Source organism: Streptomyces solicavernae (assembly GCF_029968095.1).
GTDB lineage: Bacteria > Actinomycetota > Actinomycetes > Streptomycetales > Streptomycetaceae > Streptomyces > Streptomyces solicavernae.
In genome coordinates, this window is sequence record NZ_JASCIR010000009.1 from 177276 (window position 1) to 193199 (window position 15924).

Here is a 15924-nt window from a genome sequence, read left to right on the forward strand (position 1 = left end):
ACCCTGCTCGACCGCTCCTGCACCAGGAGCTCCCTCTCAAGGACTGCAGATGACCACGCCCAGCCACCACCCCGGCCCGCCCTCGCCCTGGGACCAGCCGCCGTACCCCGGACCGCCGCCGCAGCCGCAGAACGGCCTCGGCATCGCGGCCCTCGTGCTCGGCATCATCGGCGCGGTGCTGTTCTTCACCGTCTGGGGCGGCGTCATCCTCGGCGTACTGGCCCTGATATTCGGCCTGATCGGCCTCTCCAAGGCGCGCAAGGGCATGGCCACCAACAAGGGTGTGGCGCTGTCCGGCACGGTCCTCGGCGGTGTCGCGATCGTCCTGTCGGTGGTGTGGCTCGTGGTCGTCGTGCTGGCCGTGCAGAAGGTGTCCGACGAGCTGGAGAAGGAGGCCGACCGGGTCGCCTCGGCCGACCCCGGCACCAGCGACGGCGGCTCCGGCACCGGCGGCTCCGCGGGCGGCGAGGACACCGGGGAGCCGGGAGCGGCCGGGTCGGACGAGGCGCTGAAGTTCGGCGCGACCCACACGTACGACGACGGCGTGAAGGTCACCGTCAGCAAGCCGCAGCCGTACAGCCCCGACCAGTTCGCCGCCGGGCACACGGACGGCAACGTGGCGGTGCAGTTCACGATCACCATCGTCAACGGCGGCAAGAAGACCATGGACGTCACCACCGCGCTGCCGTCGCTGCGGGACGCGAACGGCGCCGGCGCCGACCTGGTCTTCGACGGCAACAACGGCACCGAGCCCTTCAACGGCAAGGTCCTCCCGGGCAAGCAGGCCCAGGGCAAGTTCGCCTTCTCGGTGCCCGCGGACGCCACGGAGGAGCTCCAGCTGCAGGTCGGCCCCGAGATCCTGAAGTACGACGAAGTGATCTGGACGGGCCCGGCGAAGTAGCACGTACCCCGGGGCGCCTCCCGTACCGGCGTGGGGCGCCCCACACCGCTCCCCCACCACATCGCGTCGCTCTGACGATTACACTGGGCCGCGTGCCTCAACTACGCCTCGCCCTGAATCAGATCGACTCGACCGTCGGCGACCTCGCCCAGAACGCCGACGCGATCGTGCACTGGACCCGGCACGCCGCCGACCAGGGCGCCCACCTCGTGGCGTTCCCGGAGATGGTGCTCACCGGCTACCCCGTCGAGGACCTGGCCCTGCGCCCGTCCTTCGTCGAGGCGTCCCGGCAGGCGCTGCGCGCCCTGGCCGCCCGCCTGGCCGACGAGGGGTACGGCGAACTTCCGGTGATCGTCGGCTACCTGGACCGCTCCGAGACCGCGCAGCCGAAGTACGGCCAGCCCGCCGGCGCCCCGCAGAACGCCGCGGCCGTGCTGCACCGCGGCGAGGTGGTCCTCACCTTCGCCAAGCACCACCTGCCGAACTACGGCGTCTTCGACGAGTTCCGCTACTTCGTCCCCGGCGACACGCTGCCCGTCGTCCGCGTCCACGGGGTCGACGTGGCGCTGGCGATCTGCGAGGACCTCTGGCAGGACGGCGGCCGCGTCCCGGCCACCCGCTCGGCGGGCGCGGGCCTGCTGGTCTCCGTCAACGCCTCGCCGTACGAGCAGAACAAGGACGACACCCGCCTGGAGCTGGTGCGCAAGCGCGCCCAGGAGGCCGGGTGCACCACGGCCTACCTCGCGATGATCGGCGGTCAGGACGAGCTGGTCTTCGACGGCGACTCGATCGTGGTCGACGCGAGCGGCGAAGTCGTCGCGCGCGCCCCGCAGTTCGCCGAGGGCAGCGTCATCCTCGACCTGGACCTGCCGGCCGCGGGCCCGGCCCCCCAGACCCGCGGCGGAGCCGCTGGTGGACGCCTCGTGGACGACGGTCTGCGGATCGACCACGTGATCCTCTCCGAGGAGCCGGTCCCGGCGTACGAGGCGGAGCTCGCGGGCGGGTACGCGGAGCGGCTCGACGACGCCGAGGAGGTGTACTCGGCGCTGGTGGTGGGCCTGCGGGCGTACGTCGCGAAGAACGGCTTCCGGTCCGTCCTGATCGGCCTCTCCGGCGGCATCGACTCCGCGCTCTGCGCCGCGATCGCCTGCGACGCGCTGGGCGCGCAGCACGTGTACGGCATCTCGATGCCCTCGAAGTACTCCTCGGACCACTCCAGGGGCGACGCCGCCGAGCTGGCCCGGCGGACCGGCCTCAACTTCCGTACGGTGCCGATCGAGCCGATGTTCGACGCGTACATGGGCTCGCTCGGTCTGACCGGGCTCGCCGAGGAGAACCTGCAGTCGCGGCTGCGCGGCACGATGCTGATGGCGGTCTCCAACCAGGAGGGGCACATCGTGCTCGCGCCGGGCAACAAGTCCGAGCTGGCGGTGGGATATTCGACGCTGTACGGCGACTCGGTGGGCGCGTACGGGCCGATCAAGGACGTCTACAAGACGGCGATCTTCCGCCTCGCTGAGTGGCGCAACCGGGCCGCGGTCGAGCGCGGGCAGACCCCGCCGATCCCGGAGAACTCCATCACCAAGCCGCCGAGCGCCGAACTCCGGCCGGACCAGGTGGACACGGACTCCCTCCCGGACTACCCGGTGCTCGACGGGATCCTGGCGCTGTACGTGGACCGGGACAAGGGTGCCGGGGAGATCGTGGCGGCGGGGTACGAGGAGGAGGTCGTGGCGAAGGTGCTGCGGCTGGTGGACGGCGCGGAGTACAAGCGGCGCCAGTACCCGCCGGGCACGAAGATCTCGGCGAAGGGGTTCGGCAAGGACCGTCGTCTTCCGATCACCAGTCGCTGGCGGGAACTGGGCTGACCCCAGGGGGGCGGGGCTGGGGCAAGAAAGAAGCCTCAGCCCACCTGCTCCTGCTCCTGCTCCTGCTCCTGCTCCTGCTCGCGCACCGGTACGCCCCCGGCGACCACCCGGGACGCACCCGTACCCCGGTCCGCCAACCCCGCCAGCACGGCGATCGCAAGCCCGACCACCGCGAGCCCGGCGCCGACGAGCGTCGGAGACATCCATCCCCAGCCCGCCGCGATGGCCGCCCCACCGGCCCAGGCCCCGCCCGCATTGGCCAGGTTGAACGCCGAGTGGTTGGACGCCGAGGCCAGCGTCGGAGCGTGGGCGGCCTTGCGCATCACCAGCATCTGCAGCGGCGTGGTCGTCATGAACCCGACCGCCCCGAGCACCACGACCGTGACCAGCGCCGCCCACCGCACATGCACCGTGTAGTCGAAGGCGAGCAGCACCAGGGCGAGGGCGCCGAGCGACCCGTACAGCGTGGGCCGCAGCGCCCGGTCGGTGAGGGGGCCGGCGACCAGCGCGCCCAGCGTCATACCGATGCCGAACAGGGCGAGGACGACCGTCACCGAGGACTCGGACATCCGCATCACCTCGGTCGTCATCGAGGCCAGGTACGCATACACCGCGAACACGCCCGCGAAGCCGAACACCGCGGTGAGCAGCCCGAGCAGCACCTGCCGGTCGCCGAGGGCGCGCAGTTCGGCGCGGAGGCTCTGCCCGGCCTCGACGGGGACGTACGGGACGAGCTTCGCCAGGGCGCCCATCGCGAGCAGGCCGATCGCGGCGACGACCAGGAAGGTGGCACGCCAGCCGAGGTGCTGGCCGAGCAGCGTCGCGGCGGGGACACCGACGACGTTGGCGACGGTCAGGCCGAGGAACATCGTCGCCACGGCCCGCGCCTCGCGCCCCTCCCGCACCAGCCGCGCGGCGACCACCGCGCCGACGCCGAAGAACGCGCCGTGCGGCAGCCCGGCGAGGACCCGCCCCGCGGCGAGCAGGCCGAAGCTCGGGGCGAGCGCGGAGGCCAGGTTGCCGATCGTGAAGACCGCCATGAGCAGGACCAGCATCTTCTTGCGCGGGACGCGGGAGCCGAAGGCGGTGAGCAGCGGGGCGCCGACGACGACGCCGATCGCGTACGCGGAGACGAGGTACCCGGCGGTGGGCACGGAAGTGCCCAGGTCGTCCGCGACGTTGGGCAGCAGGCCCATCATGACGAACTCGGTGGTGCCGATACCGAAGGCGGAGACGGCGAGCGCCAGCAGCGCCACAGGCATGAGAGAGACCCTTTACAACTGGCAGGGGGAGATGTCCGTACGCCCTCGTACGCACTTAAGTTCTCGTACGGAACAAAGTCTCTCAGGCGTTGTATTCCGCGGGATGAGGGCCCCGTGAACGCGGGATGACGGTCCTCAGAGGGAGACCCGGGCCGCCAGCGGCAGGTGGTCGCTGTCCGTGCCCGGCAGGGTCCAGGACGCCTCCGGCTCCACGTCGCGCACCATGATCTGGTCGATCCGCGCCGCCGGGAACCCGGCGGGCCAGCTGAAGCCGAAGCCGTCGCCCGCCGCGCCCTGCGTGGAGCGCAGCTGCGAGGTGACCGGGGCGAGCGCGCGGTCGTTCATCGTGCCGTTGAGGTCGCCGAGCAGCACGACCTTCTCGACCGGCTCGTCCCGGATCGCGATGCCCAGGGCCTCCGCGCTGTTGTCCCGCTGCCCGGCGGTGAAGCCCGCGTCGGCCTTGACCCGTACCGAGGGCAGATGGGCGACGTACACCGCGACGTCGCCCTGCGGCGTGTTCACGGTGGTGCGCAGCGCCCGGGTCCAGCCCATCTTGATGTCCACGGGCCGGCTGTCGCTCAACGGGTGCTTGCTCCACAGGCCGACGGTGCCTTCGACGGTGTGGTAGCGGTACGTCCGAGCAAGGGCGCGCTTGTACGCGGGCATCGCCTGCGGCGACAGCTCCTCCAGGGCGACCACGTCCGCGCCGGACGCGGCGACCTTGTGGGCGGTGCCCTCGGGGTCGGGGTTCCCGGCGTTGACGTTGTGCGTGACGACGGTGAGGTCGCCGCCGGTGCCGGCCTTGTCGAAGACCAGGCTGCCGAAGAGGTTCACCCACACCGCGGCGGGCAGCACGACCGCGACCACCGCGGTGAGCGACTTCCGGGCGAACCCGAGCAGCAGCAGAAGCGGAACGCCGAGGCCGAGCCACGGAAGGAACGTCTCGATCAGGCTGCCGAGGTTGCCGACCGCATTGGGGATGTACGAGTGCACCGCCATGACCAGCGCGAGCACCACCGCGAAGAAGGCCAGGACGAGACCGCGGCGCAGGCTCCCGCGGTCCGGCCGCCAGTCGCCGCGCAGCCGCCGAAGCCGAGATCCGGAACGCGCGGCCCCCGAGCCTCGGCTCCCCGTCTCCGCCCTGTACGCCTGCGCCATACCGTTGCCTCACTGCCTGCCGTGCACACCGTCCGCCCCAGACCCTAGGCGATGCGGTGCAGCCCTTGTCTCGCCGCCGTACGACGGCCGTACGTGGTCGAGGACGACGCGGGGCCGTGCGGAGTTCCGCCGGTGCGGGGCCGTGGGGCGGCTGTGACGAAACGCGCACGATGCGACGGCGGCGGGGCGGGTCGGGACCCCGCTCTGGCGCGGGCGGGCCGCGAGGTGCCACCATGGCGGTGATCCGGGGACGCCGTCAGGGCGCCACGAGATGACTTGAAGGAGCCGTCGTCATGACGCAGATTTCGGCTGCGCACACGCCTGCCCCGCCGCAGGAGACCACCACCAGCAGCACCACCAGCAGCAGCACCACCACCGGCAGCAAGACTTCCGGTACGCCGCTCTACGGCGGCGTGACCACCCGACGCGTCACCGTCCGCGACCTCGCCGTCGCCAAGGAGCGCGGCGAGAAGTGGCCGATGCTGACCGCGTACGACGCGATGACCGCGTCCGTCTTCGACGAGTCGGGCATCCCCGTCCTCCTCGTCGGCGACTCGATGGGCAACTGCCACCTCGGGTACGAGACCACCGTGCCCGTCACCCTCGACGAGATCGCGATGCTCAGCGCCGCCGTCGTACGCGGCACCCAGCGCGCCCTGGTCATCGGCGACCTGCCGTTCGGCTCGTACCAGGAGGGCCCGGTGCAGGCGCTGCGCTCGGCGACCCGGCTGGTCAAGGAGGCGGGCGTGGGCGCCGTGAAGCTGGAGGGCGGTGAACGCTCGCTCGCCCAGACCGAGTTGCTGGTCTCCGCGGGCATCCCGGTCATGTCGCACCTGGGCCTGACCCCGCAGTCCGTGAACACCATGGGCTACCGGGTCCAGGGCCGCGGCGACGAGGACGCGCACCGGCTGCTCCGCGACGCGAAGGCCGCGCAGGACGCGGGCGCGTTCGGGGTGGTCCTGGAGCTGGTGCCGGAGGAGCTGGCCGCCGAGGTGACGCGTTCCCTGCACATCCCGACGATCGGCATCGGCGCCGGGGCCGGCTGCGACGCGCAGGTCCTCGTGTGGACGGACATGATGGGGCTGACCTCGGGGAAGGTGCCGCGCTTCGTGAAGCAGTACGCTGCGCTGCGCTCGGTGATGGGGGACGCGGCGAAGACCTTCGCGGACGAGGTTCGCGGCGGGGCGTTCCCGGCGCCGGAGCACGCGTTCCACTAGCTGGCCCGGAGCACGCGTTCCACTAACCCGGAGCACGCGTTCCACTAGCTAGCCCGGAGCACGCGTTCCACTGCCCGGAGCGGAGTCCGGGGTAGAGGCCCGTGTCGGTGGGGTGTCGGACCCTGTCGGTCGGCTGTCGGTGATCTGTCGGCAGCCCCCGGCAGGGTTGTCCCCATGACGCGATCCGACAAGAACCCCAGCAACGGCGGGCACGCCGTGAAGGTGCGGGGGCTGGTCAAGCACTACGGCGGTCCCCAAGGAACACGAGCCCTGGACGGCGTGGACCTGGACGTCCGCGAAGGCACCGTCCTCGGCGTCCTCGGCCCGAACGGCGCGGGCAAGACCACTCTCGTGCGCTGCCTGTCCACCCTCATCACCCCCGACTCCGGCTCGGCCGTCGTCGCCGGGTACGACGTACTGCGCCAGCCCCGGCAGCTGCGCCGCAAGATCGGCCTGACCGGCCAGTACGCCTCGGTCGACGAGAAGCTGTCCGGTTTCGAGAACCTGTACATGATCGGCCGCCTCCTCGACCTCTCCAGGGCCGACGCCAAGCGCCGCGCCACCGAGCTCCTGGAGCGGTTCTCCCTCACGGAGGCCGCCAAGCGCCCCGCCGCCACGTACTCCGGCGGCATGCGGCGCCGCCTCGACCTCGCCGCCTCGATGATCGGGCAGCCCGCCGTCCTGTACCTGGACGAGCCGACCACCGGACTCGACCCGCGCACCCGCAACGAGGTGTGGGACGAGGTGAAGCGGATGGTCGGCGAGGGCGTGACCGTACTGCTCACCACCCAGTACATGGAGGAGGCCGAGCAGCTGGCCTCCGAGCTGACGGTGATCGACCGCGGCAAGATCATCGCGGGCGGCGGGATCGCCGAGCTCAAGGCGAAGATCGGCGGCCGCACCCTGCGCGTCCGCCCGGCCGACCCGGCCGAGCTGCGCGCCATGGCCGCCGACCTGGACGCCTCCGGCCTGACCGGGCTCGCCACGGCCACCGTGGACGCCGAGAACGGCACGGTCCTCGTACCGGTCCAGAGCGACGAGCAGCTGACCGCGATCGTCGCCGCGCTCGCCTCCAGGGGCTACGCGCTCGCCGACATCGCCACCGAACTGCCCAGCCTGGACGAGGTGTTCCTGTCCCTCACCGGCCACAAGTCCAGCGCCCCGCAGGACGCCGCCCCGACCCGAGAGGAGGTCGCCGCATGACCACCGCGACCACCGCGCCCCTCGACGCCCCGCCGACACTCAAGCAGGGCGACGCCGACGACCGCATCGGCCTGCGCGCCCACGTCCGGCACACCGGGGCGCTGATCCGCCGCAACCTGCTGTGGATCAGGAACAACCCGGAGTCGATGTTCGACGCCCTGCTGATGCCGGTCGTCTTCACGCTCCTGTTCGTGTACGTCTTCGGCGGCTCGATCGGCCAGGCGCTCGGCGGCGGCCAGGACGCGTATGTGCAGTACGTGATCCCCGGCATGCTCGCGATGATGAGCATGACCATCGCGCAGGCCGTCGGCACCGGCTTCAACGAGGACTTCCAGAAGGGCATCATGGACCGCTTCCGGTCCCTGCCCATCGGACGTGCCTCGGTGCTGATCGCGAAGATCTCCGTGGAGATCCTGCGGATGCTGATCGCCACCACCGTGCTGATGGTCGTGGCCGTCCTGGTCGGCTTCGAGGTGACGAGCTGGAGCGGTCTTTTCGCCGCCGTCGGCCTGTCCGCGCTCTTCGGCTTCGGCGTGATGTGGATCTTCCTGACCCTCGGTGTGGTCATGAAGAGCGCCCAGTCGGTGCAGGCCATGGGCTTCCTGGTGATGATGCCGCTGCAGTTCGGCTCGTCGATCTTCGCGCCGACCGCGTCGATGCCGGGCTGGCTTGAGGCCTTCACCCAGTACAACCCGATGTCCGGCCTCGCGGACGCGGCCCGCGGCCTGATGGTGGGCGGCCCGATCGCGCACGGCCTGTGGGTGACGCTGGCCTGGTCCATCGGCCTCACGGTCGTGATGGCGCCGATCGCCATCCGCAAGTTCACCAACAAGGCCTGATCCGCGGAACGCAGGACGCAGCACGCAGCACGCAGCACGCAGCACGCAGCACGCAGCACGCAGCACGCAGGACGCAGGACGCAGGACGCAGGACGCAGGACGCAGGACGCAGAAACAACGAGGCGCTGCGTGCCGCCCCTTCTGATCGGCCCCGGATCAGAGCAGGGCGGCGGCCTCTTCCGCGGAGAGGCCGCCGCCTTCCGCATGCCCGCGCTCGTACGCCTCGTCGCCCAGGATCTCCCGTACGGCCTGCTCGGCGGCCTCCCGTTGCAGGCGTTCCTGCCGGGCGGGGCGGTGGCCGGGCGGCTGCTTGGCGTCGGCCGCGCCGAGCAGCCGGGCCCCGCGGTACGCCGCCTCGCTGCCGCCCCGGCCCGCCAACGCCCAGGCGCACAAGGCGAGTTGGATGGACGCCATGTGCGGGGCGACCATCGCGGCGACCGGGTCCTGGGACCAGTCGAAGGCTGCCTTGCCGTGGGTGTACGCCTCCTCGTGGCGGCCGTCGAGGATGTCGAGCCAGCCGTAGATGCCGTGCAGGACGCCCTTGAACATCACGGCGGGCCCGGAGAAGTACTGGTCCCACAGCAGGTCGAGCTGTTCGCGGGCCTCGTCCCTGCGGCCGCTCTCGCCGAGCCGTCCCGCCAGGTGGACGCGGGCGGCGGGCACGGCCTCGGAGAAGGTGTCGCCGGCCTCGTGCAGGATCTGCCACAGCATCGCCTCGCCCTGCTCCGGCTGCCCGGTCTCCAGCATGATCCCGGCGAGCCGCACCCGGAGCACCGCCGCCTGCGCGGCCGCCCCGATGGCCTCCGCGTGCTCCACGGCCGCGGTGAAGTCCCGTTCGGCCAGGGCGAGTCCGCCGCGCCGCTCCCAGGCCTCGCCGCGCGCCGACAGGGCCTCGGCCGCGCCCCAGGAGTCGCCGAGCTCGGTGAACAGGGCAAGCGCCTCGGTCGCGTCGCGGTCCGCGTCGCCGCCCCAGGCGCTGCGGTTGGCGAGGATGTTGGCGCGCAGCTGCAGCATCCCGGCGAGCTCCCAGCGGAAGCCGTGCGCGCGGCAGGTCTCCACGTTCCGGTCGAGGAGGGTGCGCAGGTCGTCGGGCCTGCCGGTGAGGAGGACCGCGAACATCCAGAACCCGCCGGGGCTCCAGCAGGTCTGCGGCAGGCCGGGGCGGTAGGCGGCGACGATGCCCTGCAGGCGCTGCTCGTTCTCCGGCCGGTACCAGTCGTTCGACCGGTGGTCCATCGACGCGATCTGCATGAGCCGCACCCCGCGCCGCGCCTCCGTCAGCTGCTCGGGCACCATCGGCGGCGGCTTCGCGGTGCACCGTTCGGCGAGCGGCGGCGCCGGTTCGACGGGCTCGGCGAACGGATCGGGGCCGAGCGTGGACACGACGGCCGACCAGTGCCGGGACTCGCTGCGCAGGTCGCGCATCTGCCAGTACCAGCACAGCGACAGGACGAGGCACAGCGCCTCCTGCTCGTCGCCCGCGTCGGTGGCGCGGCGCAGGGCGGTGCGCAGGTTCTCGTACTCGCGCTCGATGCGGGCGATGGCCTGCTTCTGCCGGCCGGTGCGCAGCTCGGGGTCGGCCCGGCGGGCGAGTTCGCGGTAGTGGACGAGGTGGGCGTGCTCGGCGGCGGGGCGGTCGCCGGCCGCGTCGAGGTGGGCGCCCGCGTACTCGGCGACGGTCTCCAGGAGCCGGTAGCGCATCGTGCCCGCGTCCGAAGGGGCCGCCACCACCAGGGACTTGTCGACGAGCGAGCCGATCAGCTCGGTCACGTCCCGGCGGTCCACGTGCAGGTCGAGCGTGCAGGCGGCCTCACCGCCCGGCTGTTCGGGCCCGGTGGGCGCGCCGCCGCACACCGCCTCCGCCGCGTCGAGTTCGCAGCCGCCCGCGAACACCGAGAGCCGCTGGAGCACGGCCCGCTCGTGGGCGTCGAGCAGTTCCCAGGACCAGTCGACGACGGCCCGCAGGGTCTGCTGCCGGGGCAGCACCGTACGGCTCCCCGAGGTGAGGAGGCGGAAGCGGTCGTCGAGGCGGTCGGCGATCTGGCGCGGGGTGAGCGAGCGGAGCCGGGCGGCGGCGAGTTCCACGGCGAGCGGCAGGCCGTCGAGCCGCCGGCAGATCTCCGCGCAGGCCTCCGGGTCGTCCTCGGTGCGGAAGCCGGGCCGGGCGGCGGCGCCCCGGTCGGCGAGCAGCCGCAGCGCGACCGGCTCCGGCAGGGGTTCCACCGGGCGCACCCACTCGCCCGGCACGCCGAGGGGTTCACGGCTGGTGGCGAGCACGGTGAGCTGCGGGCAGTGCGCGAGCAGATACTCGACGGTGCGCGCGGCGGACTCCACGACGTGCTCGCAGTTGTCGAGCAGCAGCAGCATCCGGCGCGGCGCGCAGTGCTCGGCGAGCCGTACGAGGGGGTCGCCGCCGCCCTGGTCGGCGCCGGCCCGCAGCTCCTCGGCGCCCATGCCGTACAGGACGGTACGGCGGCCGCCGAGCGCGGTGAGCACGGCCTCGGGCACGGCGGCGGCGTCGGTGGCCGCGGCGGCGGCTGCGACAGGAGCCAGCTCGGCCAGCCACACCCCGTCCGGCACGGGCAGCGCCTCGGCGGCCTCCTGCGACAGCCGGGTCTTGCCCGCCCCGCCCGGCCCGAGCAGCGTGACGAGCCGCGCCCGCCCGAGGTCGCCCCGCAGCGCCTCGATGTCCGCCTCGCGCCCGACGAAGCTGGTGAGGCGGGTACGGAGGTTGCCGCGGGCGGCCGGGGCGTCCGTGCCGGCCGGGCCGGGGACCGCCGGACCGGCGAGCAATTCGCCGTGCAGCGAGCGGAGTTCGGCGCCGGGGTCCGCGCCGAGCTGGGCGGCCAGCTCCCCGCGCACCTGCTCGTACGCCGCGAGCGCCTCGGCCGCCCGGCCCGCGTCCCGCAGGGCACGCAAGCGGAGCGCCTGCAGCGGCTCGTCGAGGGGGTGCTCCGCGCACAGGGCGGTCAGCTCGGGCAGCGACTGCTCGGCCCGGCCGAGGCCGAGGGCGGCGGCGAGCCGGGTCCGGCGGGCGTCCAGGTGCCGGGCGTCGAGGCGGGCGGCGTCGGCGGTGCGGTCGGGCAGGTCGGCGAGTGCGGGGCCGCGCCACAGGGCGAGGGCGTCGTCGAGCAGGGCGGCGGCCTTGGCCGGGTCGCCGTCGGCGAGTGCGCGGGCGCCCTCCCCTGCGAGGCGTTCAAAACGGTGCGCGTCCACGTCGTCCGGGGCGGCGGCGAGCCGGTAGCCGCCGCCCTCGACGGACTCGACGGCCGTGTGCCCGAGCGACCGGCGGAGCCGTCCGACGAGCGCCTGCAGCGCGGCGGTCGCGTCGGCGGGCTCGTCGCCGTCCCACACCTCGGCGACGAGCTGTCCGACCGGCACGGTCCGCCCGGCGCGCAGCGCGAGCACGGTGAGCAGGGCGCGAAGCCGCGGCCCGCCGACCGCGACGGCGCCGCCGTCGGCGCGGACTGCCTGGGTGGTGCCGAGAATGGAGTAGCGCACCGGGCCATTCTCCCCGTCGCCGTGCGGTGCCCGCGCACGCGTACGAAATCCAGCCCGTCCGGAGTTTGAGGGCGAGCCCGGAGGGCGATCACGGTCACCGAGGCGACCCCGCCGCACAGCCCGCCGAGGAGACCCCGTATGACGACCGCCCTCACCCGCAGCGACCGCCGCCCCAGCCCCGTCTTCCTGGGCATCGCCGCCGTCACGGCCGCCGCCGGATGGGCGACGTGGACGGGGTTCGCGGCGAACACCGGCCTCGCGGTGTTCCTGTTCGTCACCGGCGCCTGGGTCGTCTCGCTCTGCCTGCACGAGTACGCGCACGCCCGCACCGCCCTGCACAGCGGGGACATCTCGGTCGGCGCGAAGGGCTATCTGACGCTGAACCCGCTGAAGTACACGCACGCGCTGCTGAGCATCGTGCTGCCCGTGGTGTTCGTGATCATGGGCGGGATCGGGCTGCCCGGCGGCGCCGTGTTCATCGAGCGGAGCCGGATCAGGGGCCGCTGGCGGCACAGCCTGATCTCGGCGGTGGGTCCGCTGGCCAACGTCGCGTTCGCGGTGGTGTGCACGGCGCCGTTCTGGCTGGACGCGCTGGCGGGCGTACCGCCGGCGTTCCGGTACGCGCTGGCGTTCCTGGCGCTGCTGCAGGTGACGGCGGCGCTGCTGAACTTCCTGCCGGTGCCGGGCCTGGACGGGTACGGGGTGATCGAGCCCTGGCTGTCGCGGAAGGTCCGCCGCCAGGTGGAGCCGTTCGCGCCGTTCGGGCTGCTCGCGGTCTTCGCGGTGCTGTGGATCCCGGAGGTCAACATCGCGTTCTTCGACGCGATCGACGTCCTGCTTCGCGTCCTCGGCATCGAGGAGCCGGCGGCGTACTGCGGCCAGAACCTCTACCGCTTCTGGCGGGCGGACAGCCCGGTCTGCGTCAGCGGCTGACGGCGGCCGCGTCGGCCTGCGCCTTCTCGGCCCTGCCCTTGCGCAGGTAGTACCAGGTCATGTTGGACGAGAGGCCGGCGATCAGCACCCAGACGATGCCGAGCCAGCTGCCCTCGACGAAGGAGACCACGGCCGCGGCGACGGCGAGGACGCAGACGACAAGGGCGTACAGAGCGAGGCGGGGCATGGGGGTCGGCTCCTGTCCGGATACATGCGGTTCGTACGCCGTCCAGTGTCCCCCATGCCCCGCCGGGGTCCGCAGCCCGCCTACACGTCGGTGACGCGCAGGCCCGCGTGCGCCTTGTAGCGCCGGTTCACGGAGATCAGGTTGGCGACAAGCGACTCCACCTGGTGGGCGTTGCGAAGGCGCCCGGCGAAGACGCCGCGCATGCCGGGGATGCGGGCGGCGAGGGCCTGCACGAGGTCGGTGTCGGCGCGGGTCTCGCCGAGCACCATCACGTCGGTGTCGATCTCGTCGAGGGATGCGTCCTGGAGCAGCACGGCCGACAGGTGGTGGAAGGCGGCGGTGACCCGGGAGTCCGGGAGCAGCGCGGCGGCCTGCTCGGCGGCGCTGCCCTCCTCGGGCTTCAGGGCGTACGCGCCCTTCTTGTCGAAGCCCAGCGGGTTGACGCAGTCCACGACGAGCTTCCCGGCCAGCTCCTCGCGCAGCGATTCAAGGGTCTTGGCGTGCCCGTCCCACGGCACCGCGACGATCACGATGTCGCAGCGGCGGGCGCACTCGGCGTTGTCGGCGCCCTCGACGCCGAGGCCGAGCTCGTCGGCCGCGGCCCGGGCTCGCTCGGCGGCGCGGGAGCCGATGACGACCTTCTGGCCGGCGCGCGCGAGCCGGTAGGCGAGGCCGCGGCCCTGGTCGCCGGTGCCGCCGAGCACGCCGACGACGAGCCCGGACACGTCGGGAAGGTCCCAGGGGTCCTTCGCCGGAGCCTTGCCTTGCGCCTGGGACGGAGCGGACGGGGCCTCTTGAGCAGCATCGTGGGAAGTCATACGGCGACGATACTTGCCGGTAGGCGGCGCTGGCGTACGGAATCCGCGCTCGTGTGCGAACCCGCGGCCGCAACCACGGCCCCGGGCCTTTGAGTTGGGGCAAGTCCCGGACAGCCGCCGGGCACGGGAGGCAGCATGCGGGGCCATGGACGCCGTACGGGTCGCGCTGCTGCGCGAAGTGCTCGCCGGAACGGAATGGCCGCGCGCCACCCGCCGCTTCGCGGGGGCGCTGCGCGGCTCGGTGGTGCCGCACGGCGGCGGGCTGCTGCTCGTGGGGACGAGCGGGTACGAGCCCTGGCACCTGGCCGCGCACCTGGTGGACGAGGCCGCCTGGTCGGGAACGCCCGAGCTGCGGCCCACGCTGGTGCGGCACCGGGTGCGGCCCGGGGATCCGGCGCATCTGTCGGTGGGCCTCGGCCGGATCGAGGCGGCGCGGCGCGGCGAGACGCTGCTCGTGGTCGCGCCGGACGACCCCGGCGGCGGCCTGCTCGAACGGGTCCACGACGCGCGCAGGGCGGGGGCGACGGTGCTCGCCCTGGAGTCGGGCGACCGCGAGCTGAACCGCCTCGCGCACGAGGCGCTGACCGTGCCCGAGGAGCCGGAGCTCGACCTGGACACGGTGCAGCACCTGGTGAGCGCGGCGGCCGGCGAGAACGCGCTGCCCGCGCCGGCCCCGCGCGGGCGCCGCGGCCTGCGGGACCGGCTGTCCCGGCTCGCGGATCAGCTGACGGAGCCGCCGCCCGCCCGCTGGTGAGCCGGGACGGTCACCCGGGGGTGCCGGGTTGCTCGGGGATGCCCGAACGCTCGCGGATGCCCGATCACTCGGGGATGCCCGATCACTCAGTGGTGTCGGTCTCGCCCTTGCGGTCGTGCCACCTCGGGTCGGTCTCCCACTCCAGGTTCCGCTCCTGGGCGGTCTGCATCGCGTGCTCCGCCTCCACGCGGGAGGCGTACGGGCCGAAGCGGTCCTTGTTCGGACATTCCGGCCCCTCCTCGACCTTCCGGTGTTCGAGGCAGTAGTACCACTCTCCCGGTTTGCCGACCGTGCGCTTCTTGAACAGGGCCATCACGGACCCCTCTCTGCCGCTCCGAGGATGGTTCCCGCCGCCATCGTGCCCCAAGCGCGCTGGATACACTCACTGGCATGTCTGGCCAGTCGCTGCTCGTACCAGGGGAGCTCTCTCCCACCCGTTCCGTCCCCGGCAACATCCGCCGCCCCGAGTACGTGGGCAAGCCCGCGCCCACGCCGTACTCGGGCCCGGAGGTGCAGACCCCGGAGACCGTCGAACTGATGCGGACCGCGGGCCGTATCGCCGCGCAGGCCATGGCCGAGGCCGCGAAGTACATCGAGCCGGGCGTCACCACGGACAAGCTGGACGAGGTGGCGCACGCGTTCATGTGCGACCACGGCGCCTACCCCTCCACACTGGGCTACCGCGGCTTCCCCAAGTCGCTGTGCGCCTCGGTCAACGAGGTCATCTGCCACGGCATCCCGGACTCCACGGTGCTGCGCGACGGCGACATCGTGAACCTGGACGTGACGGCGTACATCGGTGGCGTGCACGGCGACAACAACGCCACGTACCTCTGCGGTGACGTGGACGAGGAGTCGAAGCTCCTGGTGGAGCGGACCCGGGAGGCGACCGCGCGGGCCATCAAGGCGGTCAGGCCGGGCCGCCAGATCAACATCATCGGCCGGGTCATCGAGTCGTACGCGAAGCGGTTCGGCTACGGCGTCGTGCGGGACTTCACCGGGCACGGCATCAACTCGTCCTTCCACTCCGGCCTGATCGTGCCGCACTACGACAGCCCGCACGCCACGACGGTGATCAAGGCCGGCATGACGTTCACGATCGAGCCGATGCTCACGCTGGGCACGCACGAGTACGACATGTGGGACGACGGCTGGACCGTGGTCACCAAGGACCGGAAGCGGACCGCGCAGTTCGAGCACACGCTCGTGGTGACGGAGACGGGCGCGGACATCCTCACGCTGCCCTGACACGCGTTTTCTCCGAGAGACGTTTTACCGACAGT

14 protein-coding genes are annotated in these 15924 nt (G+C 72.7%); 8 read left to right on the forward strand and 6 right to left on the reverse strand.

The window, feature by feature from the left end:
- The first annotated feature begins 49 nt into the window (after nucleotides 1-49).
- Nucleotides 50-901 (forward strand): DUF4190 domain-containing protein, encoded by an 852-nt coding sequence (locus QIS99_RS13770; RefSeq protein ID WP_282513539.1) that lies wholly within the window; start codon nucleotides 50-52, stop codon nucleotides 899-901.
- 92 nt (nucleotides 902-993) lie between these two features.
- Entirely contained in the window at nucleotides 994-2769 is a 1776-nt protein-coding gene (locus tag QIS99_RS13775) for an NAD+ synthase (protein ID WP_282513540.1), read from the forward strand.
- A 35-nt stretch (nucleotides 2770-2804) separates the two neighbouring features.
- Here the strand turns inward: QIS99_RS13775 and QIS99_RS13780 are convergent, their stop codons facing one another.
- A complete protein-coding gene (locus tag QIS99_RS13780; protein ID WP_282513541.1) occupies nucleotides 2805-4031 on the reverse strand; it encodes an MFS transporter in 1227 nt (408 codons plus the stop codon).
- A 135-nt stretch (nucleotides 4032-4166) separates the two neighbouring features.
- On the reverse strand, nucleotides 4167-5189 hold the full coding sequence (locus QIS99_RS13785; RefSeq protein WP_282513542.1) for an endonuclease/exonuclease/phosphatase family protein: 1023 nt from the start codon (nucleotides 5187-5189) through the stop codon (nucleotides 4167-4169).
- 293 nt (nucleotides 5190-5482) lie between these two features.
- Here QIS99_RS13785 and panB point away from each other — a divergent pair, with 293 nt between their 5' ends.
- The 3 genes from panB to QIS99_RS13800 all read left to right on the forward strand — a co-directional run bounded on the left by panB (nucleotide 5483) and on the right by QIS99_RS13800 (nucleotide 8448).
- Nucleotides 5483-6406, forward strand: a complete 924-nt coding sequence (gene panB, locus QIS99_RS13790; RefSeq protein ID WP_282513543.1) for a 3-methyl-2-oxobutanoate hydroxymethyltransferase — start codon at nucleotides 5483-5485, stop codon at nucleotides 6404-6406.
- A gap of 174 nt (nucleotides 6407-6580) precedes the next feature.
- Nucleotides 6581-7609 (forward strand): ATP-binding cassette domain-containing protein, encoded by a 1029-nt coding sequence (locus QIS99_RS13795; protein ID WP_282513544.1) that lies wholly within the window; start codon nucleotides 6581-6583, stop codon nucleotides 7607-7609.
- Nucleotides 7606-8448: an ABC transporter permease gene (locus QIS99_RS13800; RefSeq protein ID WP_282513545.1), complete on the forward strand. Its 843-nt coding sequence runs from the start codon at nucleotides 7606-7608 to the stop codon at nucleotides 8446-8448. Before QIS99_RS13795 ends, QIS99_RS13800 begins: the two co-directional genes overlap by 4 nt.
- Nucleotides 8449-8604: 156 nt before the next feature.
- Here QIS99_RS13800 and QIS99_RS13805 read toward each other — a convergent pair whose 3' ends face one another.
- Complete coding sequence (locus tag QIS99_RS13805; protein ID WP_282513546.1) at nucleotides 8605-11949, reverse strand: BTAD domain-containing putative transcriptional regulator; 3345 nt, start codon at nucleotides 11947-11949, stop codon at nucleotides 8605-8607.
- 138 nt (nucleotides 11950-12087) lie between these two features.
- On the opposite strand from QIS99_RS13805, the gene QIS99_RS13810 reads away from it, so the two are divergent.
- A complete protein-coding gene (locus tag QIS99_RS13810) occupies nucleotides 12088-12882 on the forward strand; it encodes a site-2 protease family protein (RefSeq protein WP_282513547.1) in 795 nt (264 codons plus the stop codon).
- On the opposite strand, the gene QIS99_RS13815 is transcribed toward QIS99_RS13810, so the two are convergent.
- Together QIS99_RS13815 and npdG are read right to left on the reverse strand one after the other, a co-directional pair.
- On the reverse strand, nucleotides 12872-13069 hold the full coding sequence (locus QIS99_RS13815) for a hypothetical protein (protein WP_349017294.1): 198 nt from the start codon (nucleotides 13067-13069) through the stop codon (nucleotides 12872-12874). The genes QIS99_RS13810 and QIS99_RS13815 overlap by 11 nt on opposite strands.
- 80 nt (nucleotides 13070-13149) lie before the next feature.
- A complete protein-coding gene (gene npdG / locus QIS99_RS13820; protein WP_282513548.1) occupies nucleotides 13150-13887 on the reverse strand; it encodes an NADPH-dependent F420 reductase in 738 nt (245 codons plus the stop codon).
- Between the two features lie 145 nt (nucleotides 13888-14032).
- Between npdG and QIS99_RS13825 the strand changes: the two genes are divergently transcribed.
- Nucleotides 14033-14641 (forward strand): hypothetical protein, encoded by a 609-nt coding sequence (locus QIS99_RS13825; protein WP_282513549.1) that lies wholly within the window; start codon nucleotides 14033-14035, stop codon nucleotides 14639-14641.
- 82 nt (nucleotides 14642-14723) lie between these two features.
- Here the strand turns inward: QIS99_RS13825 and QIS99_RS13830 are convergent, their stop codons facing one another.
- Nucleotides 14724-14954: a hypothetical protein gene (locus QIS99_RS13830; protein WP_282513550.1), complete on the reverse strand. Its 231-nt coding sequence runs from the start codon at nucleotides 14952-14954 to the stop codon at nucleotides 14724-14726.
- Nucleotides 14955-15031: 77 nt separating this feature from the next.
- Here QIS99_RS13830 and map point away from each other — a divergent pair, with 77 nt between their 5' ends.
- Nucleotides 15032-15889 (forward strand): type I methionyl aminopeptidase, encoded by an 858-nt coding sequence (gene map / locus QIS99_RS13835; protein ID WP_282513551.1) that lies wholly within the window; start codon nucleotides 15032-15034, stop codon nucleotides 15887-15889.
- The last annotated feature ends 35 nt before the right edge of the window (nucleotides 15890-15924 follow it).

What these genes read in the sequence shown, in the direction of transcription:
- QIS99_RS13780 (WP_282513541.1), bottom strand. Translation starts at nt 4,031, where the DNA reads ATGCCTGTGGCGCTGCTGGCGCTCGCCGTCTCCGCCTTCGGTATCGGC.
- QIS99_RS13770 (WP_282513539.1), top strand. Translation starts at nt 50, where the DNA reads ATGACCACGCCCAGCCACCACCCCGGCCCGCCCTCGCCCTGGGACCAG.
- QIS99_RS13800 (WP_282513545.1), top strand. Translation starts at nt 7,606, where the DNA reads ATGACCACCGCGACCACCGCGCCCCTCGACGCCCCGCCGACACTCAAG.
- QIS99_RS13830 (WP_282513550.1), bottom strand. Translation starts at nt 14,954, where the DNA reads ATGGCCCTGTTCAAGAAGCGCACGGTCGGCAAACCGGGAGAGTGGTAC.
- QIS99_RS13825 (WP_282513549.1), top strand. Translation starts at nt 14,033, where the DNA reads ATGGACGCCGTACGGGTCGCGCTGCTGCGCGAAGTGCTCGCCGGAACG.
- map (WP_282513551.1), top strand. Translation starts at nt 15,032, where the DNA reads ATGTCTGGCCAGTCGCTGCTCGTACCAGGGGAGCTCTCTCCCACCCGT.
- QIS99_RS13810 (WP_282513547.1), top strand. Translation starts at nt 12,088, where the DNA reads ATGACGACCGCCCTCACCCGCAGCGACCGCCGCCCCAGCCCCGTCTTC.
- npdG (WP_282513548.1), bottom strand. Translation starts at nt 13,887, where the DNA reads ATGACTTCCCACGATGCTGCTCAAGAGGCCCCGTCCGCTCCGTCCCAG.
- QIS99_RS13795 (WP_282513544.1), top strand. Translation starts at nt 6,581, where the DNA reads ATGACGCGATCCGACAAGAACCCCAGCAACGGCGGGCACGCCGTGAAG.
- panB (WP_282513543.1), top strand. Translation starts at nt 5,483, where the DNA reads ATGACGCAGATTTCGGCTGCGCACACGCCTGCCCCGCCGCAGGAGACC.
- QIS99_RS13815 (WP_349017294.1), bottom strand. Translation starts at nt 13,069, where the DNA reads ATGCCCCGCCTCGCTCTGTACGCCCTTGTCGTCTGCGTCCTCGCCGTC.
- QIS99_RS13785 (WP_282513542.1), bottom strand. Translation starts at nt 5,189, where the DNA reads ATGGCGCAGGCGTACAGGGCGGAGACGGGGAGCCGAGGCTCGGGGGCC.